The sequence below is a fragment of the Sphaerisporangium rhizosphaerae genome (assembly GCF_042665155.1).
GTDB classification, from domain to species: domain Bacteria; phylum Actinomycetota; class Actinomycetes; order Streptosporangiales; family Streptosporangiaceae; genus Sphaerisporangium; species Sphaerisporangium rhizosphaerae.
This window is the reverse complement of sequence record NZ_JBHTCG010000011.1, coordinates 105,273-120,938: the sequence shown is the minus strand read 5'-3', so window position 1 is coordinate 120,938 and position 15,666 is coordinate 105,273. Positions and strand designations below refer to the sequence as shown.

Sequence of the window (15,666 nt, the reverse complement as noted above, 5' to 3'; positions counted from 1 at the left end):
CCGCGCCGGGCCCGCAGGTCTCCGCAGGGCCATGCCTGAACAGCGGCGAAACGCAGCGGGCAGTCAGTCCGCCTCGTATTGAGCGAGTCGCCGCCGCAGCGTGAGGTTCTCGCCCTGCGCGACCTCCAGGGCCTTGCGCAGCAGGGAGACCTCCTCCTGGTAGGCCTGCCGTTGCTGAGCGAGACGAGCGCTCAGCGCTCGTACGGCGGCCGATGTCGATGGAGGCCCGGTCTCGGGAGGACGTGTGCCGGGGACGTGACCACCCTTCATGCGGTGCCGTTCGATCAGGGTGCGGAGTTCCGGATGCTTGTAGAGGAAGTCGGTGCTCACCGCTGCTTCGCGGGCGACCGCGGTGAAAGTGACGGGTTCCCCGGCCTTGGCCAGTTGCGTGAGAGCGGCGCGGGCGTGCTTCTCCGCTGCCTCGGTGCGCGAGCGGGTGGCCTGTTGCAGGTGCTCCGGCAGCGGGCTCATACGGTGGGCTCCCTCGTCTGCGCGGTGGGTAGCTCTGGCCGGTCGCTCGCGCCCGCTCCCCGGAGCGCACGGAGTTGTCCGTCGTCGTGGACGCCGATCTGGTCGAGAGTGACCAGCACCTTGTTCAGGGCACGCATCTCCGCGAGGCGGCTGGCGAGCCAGATGTTGTCCTCGCCCATGGGTTGGCCGTGGCGGGCGGTGAACTGTGTCTGGCGGTGGGTGATCAGGGCCTCCGTCTGGGCCAGTTGGTGCCCGAGTTCGTCGCGATGGCTGGCGTCAGTGACGAACTTGTCGCAGGTCAAGCAGGCGTTTCCCTTGGAGCAGACCTGCTTGGGTGGCAGCATGCACCAGCCGTTCGGGAGCACTCTGTCAGCGCGCTGGTTCAAGTGGAGGAGGTCGTAGAGGTCACTCGGCTCGACGGCGGCCGTCCTGCCGTCGGCGGTGACCTTCTTGTAGCGCAGGAACTCGCGCTCCGCGGTGACCGCGAGAGTCTTGGCGTAGTGCATGGTCATGGTCGGCGTGAGATGCCCGAGGTAGCGCATGACGACGTGGATCGGAACTCCGGCGTTGATCAGGTCGGTCGCTCGGGTGTGCCGAAAGGTGTGCGTCTTGGAGATCTTGACCGCGCGGCCGACGCTGTCGATGATCGACAGCCTCTCGGTCAGCGCGCTGAGCCGACTGTGGAACGTGGCTGAGGCATAGGGCCTGAGTCCGAGGCGATTGTTCTTGGTCTGCAGGAAGAGGTAGCGCGGGTCCGTGGCCTCCGGAGCGCCGTGCGCAGCGATGAACTCGCGGGCCCACTGCTGTTGGAGGCGGATGATGTCGACGATCTCCTGGTCCACTGGGATCGTCGGCGGATCACCGCCGACGATCTTCGTCTGCTGATACTTGAGCCGGGCGACGAAGCCGTCCGGCTCCTTGCCGTCCTGCTTGCCCACGGTAAGGAGCGGCAGCAGGGGTTCGAAGTCCATCATCAGGATCTCGTTCATCCGGCGGCCGGTCCGGATCAGCAACATGAGCGCGTGAAATGCCTGCCGATCGTCCTGGCCGTCCTCGTCCTTAGGGGCGGCCAGGACGCCAGAGCCTGCGGCGATCTGGCTGATCACCTCGTCTTCCAGCACCATGTCGTCCGGGAGCTTGTTGGTCAGCCTGGGCTTGTCCTCCAGCCGGAACAGGACGGTGTGCTGGAGTCCGAGTCTGGACCAGCGCGGATCGCCGAGCACCGAGACGGCCTCAGCGCGATTGTCGTACATCCAGCGGTAGAACGCTTCGACGGTCACCAGCGGGCCCCGGCGGCTGTTCTTCGCGAGTTTGCCGCCCTTGTTCGGCCCGGTCATCGCGGTGTGGCTGTTCAGGGAGTCCACGAATCCACGTAGCCACGGCCGCAGCTTCTCCGGGGAGTCAACGAGTTGAGGCCCGGCACATCCGACTTGGTCGATGTACCACTGGAACCACTTGAGATGGTCCAGCCTGCTCTTCACGGACGACCATACGTACCGCTCCGTCGAGAGTTGCACCGACAGCCACCACTGAGCGGCCTCACGGAACCAATCCGTGCTCTCTTCGGTGAAGAGCTTGGCGATCGGCAGGCGCGGATCCCGCTTGTCGTGCCGCTTGCGCTCCGCGGTCCGCGGCGACGGCAGCGCTCGAGCCCGTGCGGCAGACGTGATGGTCGGTTCAGCCTTCATGCGAGCTTCCCCAGGACTCGGTGATCTTCTGCCAGTCCGCACACGCTCGAAGCTCTGCGTCCTCGGTCACGTGGGCATAGGCGTTGATCGTGGTCTGGATGTCGGCGTGTCCGAGTCTCCGACTGACCACGTGCATCGGCACTCCCGCCAACAGCAGCGCTGTAGCATGCGTGTGGCGATACCAGTGAGGCGTCATCTGCGCCGGCAGGGAAGGCAGTTGGCGCTTCCTGGCGCCCAGATGCTTGTAGACGCTCTCGGGACTCAGCGGGGCGAAACGACGCCCACGGTGGAGATTGCAGAAGATGTACGCTCTGTCCCAGTTATCCAGCTCCACGTCGGCGCCTGCCTCGCACAGCGCCCACACCCAGTCGCCGTAGAGACGGTCCAGTGCCGAGCCGATGAAGATCCGCCGGTAGCCGCTCTTGGCTCGCAGCCCGCGTGGGTGGTCCTCGCGTCGCTCGACCTCGACCTGCGCAGTCGTACCCGTACCGGTCTTCCAGTCACAATGGCGTAGCCCGAGAGCCTCGCCGAGTCGCAGTCCGGTCTCCTCCAGCAGCGTCCACAGCAACCGGTACCGCAGTTCGCCCGACCACGCCCCCTCAGCGGCATCCCAGGACGCCTCCGCTGTTCGCAGTGACGCCATCTGTTCCGGCAGGAGGATCGGGACGGGTTTCGTCCTGACCCGTACCCTCACCACGCTCGAACGTCGGCCATGCTTGCGCGCCACATGCTCCAGGAACGGCAGGTAGCTTCCCGGACGGGAGTGCACCGTCTCGTACAACCGGCCCGCGACCTCCACGCCACGCGCAGCGTGGTACCGGTAGAAACCCATTACCGCCCGAACCCGGCTCGCCACCGTCGCGTCAGCCACCCGCTCCTGACTACGAAGAAGAACGACATCCTCCGCCACGCTCTTACGACGCAAGTGCCCGACGAATGTGCCGAGTTCTGTCACGCCGACCGCGTCCCACGTTTGCACACGCTGTTCCAGAAAGGACCACCACAGCGCAAGGCCCTTCGAGTAGCTCTTGATCGTGTTGGGTGAACAGTCAGTCGACCGCAGGTACTCCAAGTACTGCTCGACCGGCTCCGCGACTCGAAAGTCGCCGGCGAGGACCGTCCACGTAGGTCCCTCCCCGGTTGTCACCCGCTGTGTGGTTGCCAACTCCGCTCCCCATGTCGTCGCTGTCAGCGGAGCATATCGCTACACCGGATAACGCAACGCTCACAGAGAGCAATCGACGGCTAAGGTGGCCGTCACATACGTCAACGGCAGCAGTACGAGGGTGCGGATAACACATGGTGCCCCTCGCCGAGGCGTGGCGGTCCGGGGCGTGGGCCTGGACCACGGCCCAGCGGCAGACCTACGCCAACGACCTCGGCGGGCCCGAGCTGTGGGCGGTCACCGACAACGTCAACCAGGCCAAGGGCGACCAGGACCCGACCACGTGGAAGCCCTCGCGCACCGCGTTCTGGTGCACCTACGCCCGCGCCTGGATCCAGGTGAAGTGGTACTACAGCCTCACCCTGCAGAGCGCCGAGAAGTCCGCGCTCACCTCCATGCTCAACTCCTGCTGACCGTCCCGGACGCCGCGGCGCCGCCCACGCCCGCGAGGGGTGGGCGGCGCCTGCCCGTGGAAGGCGAAAGGCGCCCCGCTCGTGCGGGACGCCGTCGCGCGGGGGCCGGCGGTCACCAGGTGGCCGGCTTGCCCTTCTGGTACAGCCACACGTCGAAGAAGCCCTTGAGGTCCTTGCCGGACGCGCTCTGCGCCGCGGCCACGAAGTCGGCGGTGGTGGCGTTGCCGTACTTGTGCGTGGTGGCCCAGTCCTTGAGCAGCGTGAAGAACGCCGCGTCGCCGATCTTGCCGCGCAGCGCGTGCAGCGTCATCGCGCCCCGGTTGTAGGGCACGTTGCCGAACATGTCGACCGGCCCGGGGTCGGTCAGGACGGTCTGCCAGAACGACGAGGTGGCCGCGCGCCCGTAGTTGCTCGCGCTGTCGAAGGTCTGTTGCGCGGTGGCGCCGCCGTTGTGCTCGGTCCACAGCCACTGGGCGTAGGTCGCGAAGCCCTCGTTGAGCCAGATGTCGGACCAGCGCTTCAGCGACACGCTGTCGCCGAACCACTGGTGGGCGAGCTCGTGGGCCATGGTGCCGAGGCTCGGCGCGCTGGAGAAGATCGGCTTGGTCTGGCTCTCCAGGGCGTAGCCGACGTCCGGCGCCTTGTCGATGATCGCGCCGGTCGAGGCGAAGGGGTAGGGGCCGAACAGCGAGGAGAAGTACTCGACGATGTCGGGGATGCGGGCGACGGTGGCCGCCGACTGGCTCGCGAGCTGCGGGTCCACGGCGGTGTAGACCGGGACGCCGCTCGGGGTGACCGACCTGGCGACCTGGAATCTGCCGAGGGTCACCGTGGCCAGGTAGGTCGCCATCGGCTCGGTGGAGTCCCACACGAAGGTCGTCCTGCCGCCGGTGGTCGTCTGCGACAGCAACTGCCCGTTGCCGACGACGGTGATGCCCTCGGGCACGGTCGCGTGGAAGGTGAACGTCGCCTTGTCCGTCGGGTGGTCGTTGCCGGGCAGCCAGGCCGGCGACCCCTGCGGCTCGCCCGGGACGAACGCGCCGTCGTCGGTGGGCACCCAGCCCTCGATGGAGTCGTCGGGGTCGGTGATGACCGGCGGCGTGCCCGCGTACTTGACCTGGACGGTGAACCGCTCGCCGTTCTTCAGCTTGGGCCGCGGGGTGACGACGAGCTCCTGTCCCTCCCGCCTGAACGACGCCGGGTGCTTGCCGACGGTGAGGGAGCCGATCTCGGGGCCGCGGAAGTCCAGGTCGAACCGGTCGAGGTCCTGGGTCGCCACCGCGGTGATCGTCGTGGTGGCGTCCATGCGCTTGGTGGCCGGGTCGTAGGAGAAGACGACGTCGTAGTGCCGTACGTCGTAGCCGCCGTTGCCCTCGGAGGGGAAGTACGGGTCCCCGACGCTGGGCGCGCCAGCCGAGTACCGCGGCCCGCCGGGGTCGCCGGGGGCGGCGAAGGCGGGTGGGGCGCAGACCAGGACGGACAGCCCCGCCACGACGGCGGCTCCCCGCAGACCACGAGACCTCATCGAATTCCTCTCTGGACGCTCCCGGCCGGAACCGGCCGGTTCCTGAGGGAGCGGAGCATGTGGACGCCACGTGCGATCCAGGTCGGATCGTACAAACCCCCCTTAAACCGGTCAAGATCCACTGAACCCCCCGAAAAGCAACTTTCCCCGCTTTCTACCCCAGAACGGATGGTCGCCCGCACGGGTGCGGTCCGCGAGAAGCGCTGGTCCGCAGGGGGTACGGCACCCCGAGGCGTCCAGGCTCCCATGGGTCACCGCACCCCGTCCCGCCGGTTGTGAACTTCTCGTTACGTCCTCGGCCGGGCCGCCGCCCCTCGCCGGATCTCACTCCGACGGCACCAGGACGACCTTGCCGGTGAACCCGCCGGCCTCCGCGAAGCGCAGCGCCGCCGCCGCCTCGGTCAGCGGGAAGGTGCGGGCCACCTGCGCCGTGATGCTCCCGGCGGCCAGCATGGCGAACAGCCGGCCGAGGTCGGCGCGCAGCTCGGCGCGGTAGCGGTCCAGGTGGCGGGCCTTGCCGGCCCACAGGTTGAAGAAGTGCGCGCCGCGTCCGTTCGGCAGATGATTCCAGGCCGCCAGCCGGGCCACCAGCTTGAGCACGGCCAGTGTGCCGCTGCCCGGCTTGTCGCGGGTGGACGCGCTGCCGTAGGACACCAGCGTGCCGCCGCGCGCCAGCATCCGCCAGGAGCCGGCGATGCCCGGGCCGCCGACGTGGTCGAACACCGCCGCCACGCCCTCGGGGGCCAGCTCACGCACGCGGGCGGGCACGTCGTCGTGGTAGTCGACGGGGATCGCGCCGAGCTCCCGCAGCCGGTCGTGACCGCGCGGCGAGGCCGTGCCGATGACCCGGACGCCGGCGTGCCGGGCGAGCTGGACCAGCGTCGAGCCCACCCCGCCGTTCGCGCCGAGCACGACGATCGTCCGACCGGCCCGCACCCGGGCCGTGCGGTGCAGCATGCGCCAGGCGGTGACGCCGTTGACCACGATGGTCTCGGCCTCGGCCGCGCTCACCCCGTCCGGCACCGGGACCAGGTCGGCCACGTCGAGCACGACGCGATCGGCCCACCCGCCGATCTTGGTCAGCGCCGCGACCCGCTGCCCCACCTCCACGGGCGAGCCGTCAGCGCCCGGGGCAGCCCGGCCGCCGAGGGCCTCCACGACGCCGACCAGGTCGTACCCGGGGACGAAGGGGAAGGCCGGCTGGTCGTAGTACTTGCCCCGGCGCATCTGCTGCTCGGCGAACGACACCCCGCTCGCCTCCACCCGCACCACCGCCTGTCCGGCCCCCGGCGCGGGCAGCTCCCTGCTGCGCACCAGCATCGCCTCCGGCTCCCCGACCCCGGCGAGCACGATCTCGGTCGTCTCCATGGCCCGTCTCCTCAGTCGTAGTTATAGCCTCTAACTAAAGTTAGAGTACCTGAAAATCGGTACATGGCAAGAGGAGGGCCTGCGCGCGGCCGCGCCGCCAGGGGCGATGGAACGGCATGGAACGCCTCGAGGGTGAGACCAGTTCCCCCTCTAAGGAGAAACCTCCCGTGCCAAGAACCATCTCCCTGTCGCTGTTCGGACTCGTAGCCCTGTTCGCGGCGGCGGTCCTGGCGACCCCCGCGTCCGCCGCGTCCGCCTCGCTGTCGTGCCAGGTCATCCCGTCCACCAGCGGGTCGAGCACGAACGTCTGCGGCACGTTCCGGGCCGCGTCGAGCTACGTGATCGACAACGCGGTACAGGGTGGTCCGGCGAGCGGCTACGACTGGCACGTGCCCTCGGGCACCAAGGTCGTCGGCGGCTGCAACTCCACCACCCCGTTCTGCGACCTGTCCGTGCGCGCCGCCGCCCGTGACCGCGAGTTCGTCACGTCGGTGGGGGTGCCCGGATCCGGCACCCTCTCGGTCACCGCGGTGCTCCCGGCCGTCTGTGGCGCCTTCCTCTGCTGATCCTCGACGCGCACGGACGTCGCCTGCGGCGGCCCGCGCGCACCGAACGCCGAGCCCGGGCCGGGAACCATTCGCCCGGGCTCGAACGGCGCCTTGGCCCCCTGTGGCGACTCGCGGCCGGTGTGACCGGGATCACATCGGTCGCCTGTCCCCTTCCGCCGTTCCGGCTCGTCCTGTGGCCGGCGACCGAGCACAGGAGGTTCGAGGACATGAGTCAGGTGATCGTCATCGAGTTCGTCTCGCTCGACGGGGTGGTCGAGGACCCGGACGGCGCGGGCGGCACGCCGTGGGGAGGATGGGCGTTCCGCCACGGCCCCGAGTCGGTGGCGGGGGACAAGTTCAGGCTGGGAGAGGTGCTGGACACCGGAGCCATGCTGCTGGGACGCGGCACCTGGGAGCTGTTCTCCCGCATCTGGCCATCGCGGGACGACGAGTTCTCCCGCAGGATGAACGCGGTGCCCAAGCTCGTCGTCTCGCAATCACGAGACCAGGTGCAGGAGTGGGGAAATTCCGCCCTCCTTCGGGGCGACTGGGTCGAGGAAGTGGCTGAGCGTCGCCAAAAGCAGGACATCGTGGTCGCGGGCAGCCCCGGCGTGGTCGACACGCTGACCGAGCACGACCTGGTCGACCAGTACCGGCTGCTGGTGTTCCCGGACGTGATCGGCGAGGGCCGGCGCCTGTTCGGAGCGGCCGGGCGGCCCCGCGGCCTGACCCTGGCCTCCGCCGAACGCGTGGGCCAGGCCGCCCTTCTCGTCTACGACCGCGACGCCACGGCGTGACGGCCGCCCGCGCATGCACGCCAAAATGACGACACGGCGAGACGACGGCCCACAGGGAGAACATCGGTGAGATACGCGCTGCTGATCAACGAACGTCCCGGGGCCTACGACGGCCTCAGCGGCGACGAGCGCGCCGCCATCGGCGCGGAGTACACGGCGTTGCGCCAGGACGTGCGCGTGATCGCGGGCGAGCGGCTCCAGCCGGCCGGCACCGCGACCACCGTCCGCGTCGAGGGTGGTGAGCCGCTGCTGACCGACGGGCCGTTCGCCGACACCAAGGAGATCTTCGGCGGGTTCTACCTCGTCGAGGCGGCCGACCTGGACGAGGCGCTGGAACTCGCCGCCCGCATCCCCGCGGCCCGCCTCGGCGGCTCGGTCGAGGTGCGGCCGCTGGCGGAGCGATGACCGCCGGCCGGCACGGCGAACCCGACCGCCGGTGGAGCCTTCGCCGGCGGGGCGGCGGCCGGTGATCGAGGAGGTCTTCCGCGACCAGTGGGCACGGGTGGTCGCCGCGCTGGTGCGCTTCACCGGCGACATCGACGTGGCGGAGGAGGCCGCGCAGGAGGCGTTCATCGTCGCCGGCGAGCGCTGGACCCGCGACGGGCCGCCGGACGACCCGGGCGCCTGGCTCGTCGTGACCGGGCGCAACCGCGCGATCGACCGCCTGCGCCGCGACCGTGCCCACGCGGAGAAGATCCGGTTGCTCGGCCGCCCGGACGCCGCGGAGGCCACGACGGAGGAGGCGGCGATGGACCACACGGCGATCCCCGACGAACGGCTCGAACTGTTCTTCATGTGCTGCCACCCGGCGCTGGCGTCCGAGGCCCAGGTCGCGCTCACCCTGCGCGCTCTTGGCGGGCTGTCCGCCTCCGAGATCGCCCGGGCGTTCCTGGTCGGCGAGGAGACGATGAAGCGCCGGCTCACCCGCGCGCGCGTCAAGATCAAGGCGGCCGGGATCCCGTTCGCGATCCCCCAGGAGCGTCTTCTGCCCTCCCGCCTGGCCACGGTGCTCGCGGTGCTGTACCTGATCTTCAACCAGGGGTACGGCGACGGCCGGACGGACCTGTCGGCCGAGGCGATGCGGCTGTGCCGGACGCTCGTGGAGCTCATGCCCGGCGAACCGGAGGTACTCGCGCTGCTGGCGCTGATGCTGCTGCACGACTCGCGCCGCGCGGCCCGCGTGCGCGACGGCGAGATCGTCCTGCTCCACGAACAGGACCGCGGGCTGTGGAACACCGCCCAGGCCGAGGAGGGCCGGGTGTCGCTCGATCGCGCCGTGGCGCTCGGCGGCGCCGGCGCGTACACGGTGCAGGCGGCCATCGCGGTGCTGCAGACCGAGGCGCCGATCGACTGGCCGGCCGTCGCGGCGCTCTATGCCCGCCTGCGGGAGCTGACGGGTTCGGCGGTGGTGGAACTCAACCGCGCCGTGGCCGTCGCCGAGGTGGAGGGGCCGCGCGCGGCGCTCTCCATCGTCGACGCGCTTCCCCTGGAGGACTACCGGTACTTCCACTCCACCCGGGCCGAGCTCCTGCGCCGCCTGCACGACGTCCCGGCCGCGCGGGCGGCGTACCGCAGGGCGCTCGCGCTGGCCACCACCGACCCCGAACGCCGCTTCCTCACCCGCCGTCTCGGCGAACTCTGACACCCGCCCGCCACGTCGGGCGAACGCCGACATGCCGCTTGCCGCTTGGGTGAACGTCGACATGCCGCTTGTCGCTCAGGTGAACGCCGACATGCCTCCTGTCGCCTGGGCGAACGCTGATATGCCGCCCGTCGCTTCGGGGGGGGCTCCGGGGCCGCGTCTACGGCGCGTCGTCCGGATCGGTGACGCGGTAGCCGACGCCGGGGGTCGTGGTGATGATCGGCGGGCCGCCGAGTTTGCGGCGCAGCCGGCCGATGGTGACGGCGACGGTGTTGGTGAACGGGTCGGCGTGTTCGTCCCAGACCTGCTGGAGCAGGGCCTCCGCGCTCAGGAACGCGGGGCCGGCCCGCAGGAGGGCCTCGAGTACCGCGAACTCCTTGACCGACAGGTCGAGTCGCCGGCCGTCGCGGGTGGCCGTGCGGCGCAGCGGATCGAGTTCGATGCCGGCCGCGCGCAGCGTCCGCGGCCGGGCGGCGGGGCGCCGGCGGGCCAGGGCGCGGACGCGCAGCACCAGTTCGGGGAAGTGGAAGGGCTTGGCCAGGTAGTCGTCGGCCCCCTGTGTGAGGCCGCTGACCCGGTCGGCGGGGGAGCCGGCGGCGGTGAGCATCAGGACCATCGGCCGGTCGTCGTGGTCGGTGATCATCTGGCAGAGCGTGTCGCCGTGGATCCCGGGCAGGTCGCGGTCCAGGACGACGACGTCGTAGGCGTTGAGATCGAGCTTGGTGGCGGCCGACAGGCCGTCGTGCGCGAGGTCGACGGCCATGCCCTGGTCGCGCAGCCCCTCGGCCAGGACCTCGGCCAGCGACAGAGCGTCTTCGACCACCAGCAGCCTCACGCGGCGGCGCCCCGTGGTACGGCGGCCGGCAGTGGCAGCGAGACGGTGACGCGCAGGCCGCCCTCGGGGCGGGCGTGCAGTTCGAGGCGGCCGCCGTGCGCGGCGGCGACGGCGGCGACGATCGACAGGCCGAGGCCCGAGCCGGTCTCGGAACCGGTCCGGTCGGCGGTGAGCCGCCGGAACGGCTCGCCGAGCCGCGCGATGTGCCGCGGGTCCAGAACCGGGCCGCCGGTCTCCACGGCCAGCCGCGCCGAGCCGTCCTCGGTACGGGTGGCGACCCGGATCCAGCCGCCGTCCTGGTTGTGGACGACGGCGTTGTCGACCAGGTTGTCCGCCATGCGCGTCAGCAGCGTCGGGCTGCCCTGGATCGGCAGGGTGTCCCGTAGGCCGTCGTCGTCCACGGTCAGGTTCTTCTCGGCGATGCCGGCGGCGTGGGCGGCCAGTGCGCCGGAGACCAGGTCGCCGAGCGACACCGCCGCCCGGTCGGGGAGCGCTCCGTGTTCCGCGCGGGCCAGGACGAGGAAGCCCTCCAGAAGGCGGTCCACCAGGTCGAGTTCGGTGCGCAGCCGGTCGGCGAGCGCGACCGTCTGCGGGGGCGCCGGCCGCGGCTTGGCCATGGCCACGTCCAGCGCGGCCCGCATCGTCGTCAGCGGCGTCCGCAGCTCGTGGGAGGCGTTGGCGACGAAGCGGCGCTGGGCGGCGAAGGACGCCTCCAGGCGTTCCAGCAGCCCGTCGATGGTGTCGGCGAGCTCCTTGACCTCATCGGCCGGGCCGGGCACCGCCAGCCGCTCGTGCAGGTTCTCGGCGGAGATCCGCCGCGTGGCCGCCGTGATCGTGCGCACCGGGCGCAGCACCCGGCCGGCGACGGCGTTGCCCAGCACGACCGACACCGCCGCCATCACCACCAGCGCGATGAGCGAGCCCACCAGGAGCTGGCGCGACTGGAGCGCGTGGACGCCGACCAGCTCCGACTCCAGTCGGCGGATCCTCTCCTGGGCGACGGCGAGACCGGACCCCGGGGCGTCCATGCCGGGCGCGTGGGAGGTCGCGCTGCCGCTGGACAGCAGGTACGTAAGGAGCAGCAGGCCGATCCCCGACATCAGGAACAGGCCGGCATACAAGATCGTGATGCGCAACCGCACCGTCCGCCCCGGCCCCTCGCGCCGCCGGGACCCCTCATGGCGCGGCGACCCCTCTGACCGTCCGGACCTCTCGCGCCGTCCCGGCTCCTCACGGCGCTCCGACCTCACCACCGGCCCCGCCTCTCGCGGCATAGCATCCTCACCATCCGGTCCCGCTCGTCCCCGCATGGCATCCTCGCCGGCCCTCGCGGCGTCGATCCGCCCGCGCCGGTGACCGGCAACGCCACGCGGTCTCGTCGCCCGGTCCCGTGCCTCCCGGCGTCGCGGTGTGCGCACTGGTCCATCCGCGGGCACGTCGAGAGCACCAGGATGGTCCGCGGGACCTAACACCGATATAACACCCGCGGACTCCGTCGCGGTGACGTGAGCGTTCCGGCCCCTTTTCGATCTCTGACGCCTACCATTGCTGAACGATAAGCCGGTCATATACCGATACTTCCGCCGATCGGGTCGTTACCGACGTTTCGACGGTCTGGGACAAGAGGAGCCGGGCATGCACGATTCCGCCGAGTCGGCCGAGCCGCCGTTCCCGTACCCGCTGCTGGAGGCGCTGCGGACCTCGCCCGGCGGCACGGCCTTCGAACAGGGGGACAGGCGCGTCTCGCGGGGGGAGCTGCTGGATCTCATCGGGCGGCTGGCCGCCGCGCTGCGCGACGCGGGCCTCGGTCCCGGCCGGGGGGTCGCCATCCGCGCGGGCGTCTCGCCGGAGGCGTTCGCCGCGCACATGGCCGCGCACGCGCTGGGCTGCCGCGTCCTGTGCGTACGTCCCGGCTACACCCCCCGCCTGCTCGCCCACGTGTTCGGCATGGACATCGACGCGGTGATCATCGACGCCTCGACGGCGACGCCGGAGCTGTTCCAGGCCGCCGGACCGGCCACGATGCTCTCGCTCGGACCCGTCGCGGGCGCGGCGGACCTCCTCGAACACCCCGGCGACGGCGGCCCGCTCCAGGTCACGGCCCGGCCGGAGGACGTGGCGCTGCTGATCTTCACCAGCGGCAGCACGGGCGAGCCCAAGGGCTGCGGGGTGACCTACCGCGCGCTCGGCGCGCACTGGTCATGGCACCCGCGGAACTGGTCGCCGATCGCGACCGCGCTGGCCGGGTCCTTCCAGCGCTTCCTGCTGTTCGGCACGCTGTCCGCCACGGTCATCCTGGACTACGTGATGCTGTGCCTGCTCGGCGGCGGCACCGCGGTGATCCCCGAGGAGGACGGCGGGCCGCTGTTCCCGTACGCGATCGAGCGTCATCGCATCACCGGCTCGGTCATGGCCGCGCCCCGGCTGTGCGCCATGCTCGACGTGCTCCGCGATGAGCGGGTCGACGTCGGCAGCCTGCGCGCGGTGATGGTCGGCGGGTCCTCGATCAGCGCGCACCGGCTGACCGAGGCGGTGGAGCGGCTGGGCCCGGTGGTCTACCACGGGTACGGGATGACCGAGTCCGGCCTGATCTCCATCCTGACCCCCGACGACCTCGCCCGCTTCCCGGACCGCGCGCCTGCCTCGGTGGGCCCGCCGCACCCCGGTGTCGAGATCAGCGTGCGCGACGAGGAGGGCCGTCCGGTCCCCACGGGGCGGACCGGCGAGATCCACGTCCGCACCCCGTACCTGATGGCGGGCTACTGGGGACGTCCGGAGGAGACCGCCGAGGTGCTGCGTGACGGCCTGCTGCGCACGCGCGACCTCGGCCACCTGGACGAGAACGGCCTGCTGCACCTGGTCGGCCGGATCAGGGACGTCATCATGGTCAACGCGATGGTGGTGTACGCCGGGCCCATCGAGCGCGTCCTGGCCGCCCACCCCGACGTGGCCGAGGCGTACGTGACCGGCGCGCCGGACGAGCGGACGGGGGAGGCCGTCCACGCGTTCGTCGTGCCGGCCGCCGGCCGCGCCCCCGACCCCGGCGCGCTGACCGAGCTGGTGCGGGCCGACCTCGGCGCGGACAGCGTCCCGCGGACGATCACGACGGTGTCCACCGTGCCGGTCGCGGCCAGTGGAAAACCGGACAAGCGCGCCCTGTTGGAGCAGTACGGCCCGGCGGAGAGCTGACCCGAACGGCGCGCGAAGGCACCGCCGCCGCGAGGCCCCGGAGATGTCCGGGGCCTTTCGCTTCCCGCCATTCCGGGGCCAGGGGAGTTGATTCACCTATCGACGGAATGGCGGTTCGGCGGAATCGACTCCGCGCGTGTTCCGGCGCGACGCGGAATACCGTACTGTGACGCGCGACAGCGACGACGCTCACAGGAGATGTGATGACGCCCGCTCGCCCGGCCGTCCGCCGCAATGGTCGCAACACTCGGAACGCTCGCAATGGTCGCGATGCCCCGAACGCTCGCGGTGGTCGTGACGCTCGCGGCGCCGGCGGCCGTACGTCCGCCGCCGCGCGGCGCGATCGCCTCCCGTGGCACTGGATTCTGTCCGCGATCGTCGTGGCCGCCTTCGTCGTGCACGCCAACGGCATCGGCAACGGCTTCATCTATTTCGACGATCCCGAGAGCGTGGTGGACAACGTGTCCATCCGCGAAGTCGACGGGGCCGCCATCGGCCACTGGTTCACCACCCCGCTGCAGTCGATGTACACACCACTGGTGTACGCGTCGTACGCGATCGACCATCTGGTCGGCCAGGGCGCGATGGGCGTCTACCACTTCACCAACGTGCTGCTGCACCTCGCCAACGTGGTGCTGGTGTTCCTGCTGGTCCGCGGGCTGACCGAGCGGGTGTTCCCGGCCGCTTTCGTGGCGGCGGCCTTCGCGGTCCATCCCGTGAACGTGGACACCGTCGCCTGGATCTCCGCCCGCAGCAATCTGCTGGCGACGCTGTTCTCCCTGGCCGCGCTGCTGGCCTACCTGCGTCACCTCGACTCGAGGCGCTGGGGACCGCTGGCGTGGTCGGCGGCGCTTTTCGGGCTGGCCACGTTGTCGAAGTCGACCGCTGTCGTGCTTCCCCTGGTGCTGTTCCTCGTCGATTTCCTCAAGGGCCGCCGGCCGAGCCGGCGTTCGTTTCTGGAGAAGGTCCCGTTCCTGGTCATCGCCGCCGCCATGGGGCTGGTCGCGCTCACCGCGCGGCAGGATGTGGTGCCGCCCCGCGACTACACCGTCGTCGATCGTTTCTTCGTCGCCTGTTCGGCGGTGGTCGATTATCTGGTGCAGCTCGTCGGCCCCTTCCATCTGTCGCTCGCCTACGAATACCCCGGAAAACCCCTGCCGTGGTTCGTCCTGCTCTCCCCGCTCGTGCTGGCGGCGGTGGTGGCGGCCCTGCTCGTGCCCAGGTCGTCGCGCAAGGTCGTGGTGTTCGGGCTGGCGTTCTTCGCGGTCGGCATCGCGCTCACGCAGGCCGTGCTGCTCATCGACAACTACCACGCCAACAGGTACGCGTATCTGCCCTATCTCGGCCTGTTCCTCATCGCGGCTCACTTCGCGGAGAAGGCGTTCCAGCACCGCGACCGGGTTCCGCGCATCGCGGTGACCGGGGCGATGGCGGTGTTCGCCGTGCTGTTCGCCACGCTGACGATCACCAGGAACATGGCCTGGAAGGACACCGAGACCATCATGAGCGACGCCATCGCCAAAGAGCCCGGAGTGGCGTTCGCGCACAACAGCCGGGGCATCGCCAGGTACACCGCCGGCGACTACACCGGCGCGGCACCGGATTTCGAGGCCACCATCGCCCTCGACCGCGATTTCATGCTCGCCTATTACTACCTGGGCCTGATCAGGTACCAGAACGGCGACTACGCGGCGGCGCTGTCCAAGCTCGACTACGTGGTGTCACGGCTGCCGACCTTCGCCCCCGGCTACAGCGAGCGCGGCAGGACCAGACTCGCGCTGAAGGATTACGCGGGCGCGCGGGCGGACCTGTCCACCGCCATCGGCCATGACCCCGGCCTGGTGGAGGACTACCACCTCCGGGGGCTCGCCGAAGCCGGCCTCGGCGACACCGGCGCCGCCTGCGCCGACTGGAGGACGGCGGCCTCTCTCGGCAACGCGGACGCCGGCAGGTCCATCGCCGGCGCCCACTGCCCGGGGTGACCGCCGACCGCCCGCGGGACGCGGCCGCCGCGTCGCTGAATGT

Annotated in this window: 14 protein-coding genes; 7 read left to right on the top strand and 7 right to left on the bottom strand. The window is 70.7% G+C overall.

Going from position 1 to position 15,666, the window contains the following annotated elements:
* Positions 1 to 63: 63 nt before the first annotated feature.
* The 3 genes from ACFQSB_RS18615 to ACFQSB_RS18605 are packed head-to-tail and all read right to left on the bottom strand — an operon-like array spanning position 64 to position 3,324.
* Positions 64 to 471 (bottom strand): DUF6262 family protein, encoded by a 408-nt coding sequence (locus ACFQSB_RS18615; protein WP_380827933.1) that lies wholly within the window; start codon positions 469 to 471, stop codon positions 64 to 66.
* Positions 468 to 2,159, bottom strand: coding sequence for a tyrosine-type recombinase/integrase (locus tag ACFQSB_RS18610; RefSeq protein ID WP_380827931.1), 1,692 nt, complete (start codon positions 2,157 to 2,159; stop codon positions 468 to 470). The genes ACFQSB_RS18615 and ACFQSB_RS18610 overlap by 4 nt, the downstream gene beginning before the upstream one ends.
* A complete protein-coding gene (locus ACFQSB_RS18605) occupies positions 2,149 to 3,324 on the bottom strand; it encodes a tyrosine-type recombinase/integrase (RefSeq protein WP_380827930.1) in 1,176 nt (391 codons plus the stop codon). The genes ACFQSB_RS18610 and ACFQSB_RS18605 overlap by 11 nt, the downstream gene beginning before the upstream one ends.
* A 134-nt stretch (positions 3,325 to 3,458) precedes the next feature.
* On the opposite strand from ACFQSB_RS18605, the gene ACFQSB_RS18600 reads away from it, so the two are divergent.
* Entirely contained in the window at positions 3,459 to 3,737 is a 279-nt protein-coding gene (locus ACFQSB_RS18600) for a hypothetical protein (RefSeq protein WP_380827929.1), read from the top strand.
* A 112-nt stretch (positions 3,738 to 3,849) separates the two neighbouring features.
* Here the strand turns inward: ACFQSB_RS18600 and ACFQSB_RS18595 are convergent, their stop codons facing one another.
* Both ACFQSB_RS18595 and ACFQSB_RS18590 read right to left on the bottom strand, forming a co-directional pair.
* Complete coding sequence (locus ACFQSB_RS18595) at positions 3,850 to 5,262, bottom strand: M1 family metallopeptidase (RefSeq protein ID WP_380827928.1); 1,413 nt, start codon at positions 5,260 to 5,262, stop codon at positions 3,850 to 3,852.
* A 324-nt stretch (positions 5,263 to 5,586) separates the two neighbouring features.
* On the bottom strand, positions 5,587 to 6,630 hold the full coding sequence (locus ACFQSB_RS18590; protein WP_380827926.1) for a medium chain dehydrogenase/reductase family protein: 1,044 nt from the start codon (positions 6,628 to 6,630) through the stop codon (positions 5,587 to 5,589).
* A 167-nt stretch (positions 6,631 to 6,797) separates the two neighbouring features.
* Between ACFQSB_RS18590 and ACFQSB_RS18585 the strand changes: the two genes are divergently transcribed.
* The 4 genes from ACFQSB_RS18585 to ACFQSB_RS18570 all read left to right on the top strand — a co-directional run bounded on the left by ACFQSB_RS18585 (position 6,798) and on the right by ACFQSB_RS18570 (position 9,617).
* On the top strand, positions 6,798 to 7,196 hold the full coding sequence (locus ACFQSB_RS18585) for a hypothetical protein (RefSeq protein WP_354845709.1): 399 nt from the start codon (positions 6,798 to 6,800) through the stop codon (positions 7,194 to 7,196).
* A 209-nt stretch (positions 7,197 to 7,405) separates the two neighbouring features.
* Positions 7,406 to 7,975, top strand: a complete 570-nt coding sequence (locus tag ACFQSB_RS18580) for a dihydrofolate reductase family protein (RefSeq protein ID WP_380827925.1) — start codon at positions 7,406 to 7,408, stop codon at positions 7,973 to 7,975.
* Between the two features lie 66 nt (positions 7,976 to 8,041).
* Entirely contained in the window at positions 8,042 to 8,380 is a 339-nt protein-coding gene (locus tag ACFQSB_RS18575) for a YciI family protein (RefSeq protein WP_380827923.1), read from the top strand.
* A 61-nt stretch (positions 8,381 to 8,441) separates the two neighbouring features.
* Positions 8,442 to 9,617, top strand: coding sequence for an RNA polymerase sigma factor (locus ACFQSB_RS18570; protein WP_380827922.1), 1,176 nt, complete (start codon positions 8,442 to 8,444; stop codon positions 9,615 to 9,617).
* Between the two features lie 160 nt (positions 9,618 to 9,777).
* Here ACFQSB_RS18570 and ACFQSB_RS18565 read toward each other — a convergent pair whose 3' ends face one another.
* Entirely contained in the window at positions 9,778 to 10,452 is a 675-nt protein-coding gene (locus tag ACFQSB_RS18565) for a response regulator transcription factor (protein WP_354921658.1), read from the bottom strand.
* A complete protein-coding gene (locus tag ACFQSB_RS18560) occupies positions 10,449 to 11,594 on the bottom strand; it encodes a sensor histidine kinase (protein ID WP_380827921.1) in 1,146 nt (381 codons plus the stop codon). The genes ACFQSB_RS18565 and ACFQSB_RS18560 overlap by 4 nt, the downstream gene beginning before the upstream one ends.
* 493 nt (positions 11,595 to 12,087) lie before the next feature.
* On the opposite strand from ACFQSB_RS18560, the gene ACFQSB_RS18555 reads away from it, so the two are divergent.
* Positions 12,088 to 13,641, top strand: a complete 1,554-nt coding sequence (locus tag ACFQSB_RS18555) for a class I adenylate-forming enzyme family protein (protein ID WP_380827920.1) — start codon at positions 12,088 to 12,090, stop codon at positions 13,639 to 13,641.
* Between the two features lie 380 nt (positions 13,642 to 14,021).
* The gene (locus ACFQSB_RS18550; RefSeq protein WP_380827919.1) at positions 14,022 to 15,623 is read left to right on the top strand and encodes a glycosyltransferase family 39 protein; all 1,602 of its coding nucleotides are present in this window, start codon (positions 14,022 to 14,024) and stop codon (positions 15,621 to 15,623) included.
* Positions 15,624 to 15,666 lie beyond the last annotated feature (43 nt).

What these genes read in the sequence shown, in the direction of transcription:
- ACFQSB_RS18590 (WP_380827926.1), bottom strand. Translation starts at nt 6,630, where the DNA reads ATGGAGACGACCGAGATCGTGCTCGCCGGGGTCGGGGAGCCGGAGGCG.
- ACFQSB_RS18555 (WP_380827920.1), top strand. Translation starts at nt 12,088, where the DNA reads ATGCACGATTCCGCCGAGTCGGCCGAGCCGCCGTTCCCGTACCCGCTG.
- ACFQSB_RS18615 (WP_380827933.1), bottom strand. Translation starts at nt 471, where the DNA reads ATGAGCCCGCTGCCGGAGCACCTGCAACAGGCCACCCGCTCGCGCACC.
- ACFQSB_RS18580 (WP_380827925.1), top strand. Translation starts at nt 7,406, where the DNA reads ATGAGTCAGGTGATCGTCATCGAGTTCGTCTCGCTCGACGGGGTGGTC.
- ACFQSB_RS18595 (WP_380827928.1), bottom strand. Translation starts at nt 5,262, where the DNA reads ATGAGGTCTCGTGGTCTGCGGGGAGCCGCCGTCGTGGCGGGGCTGTCC.
- ACFQSB_RS18610 (WP_380827931.1), bottom strand. Translation starts at nt 2,159, where the DNA reads ATGAAGGCTGAACCGACCATCACGTCTGCCGCACGGGCTCGAGCGCTG.
- ACFQSB_RS18600 (WP_380827929.1), top strand. Translation starts at nt 3,459, where the DNA reads ATGGTGCCCCTCGCCGAGGCGTGGCGGTCCGGGGCGTGGGCCTGGACC.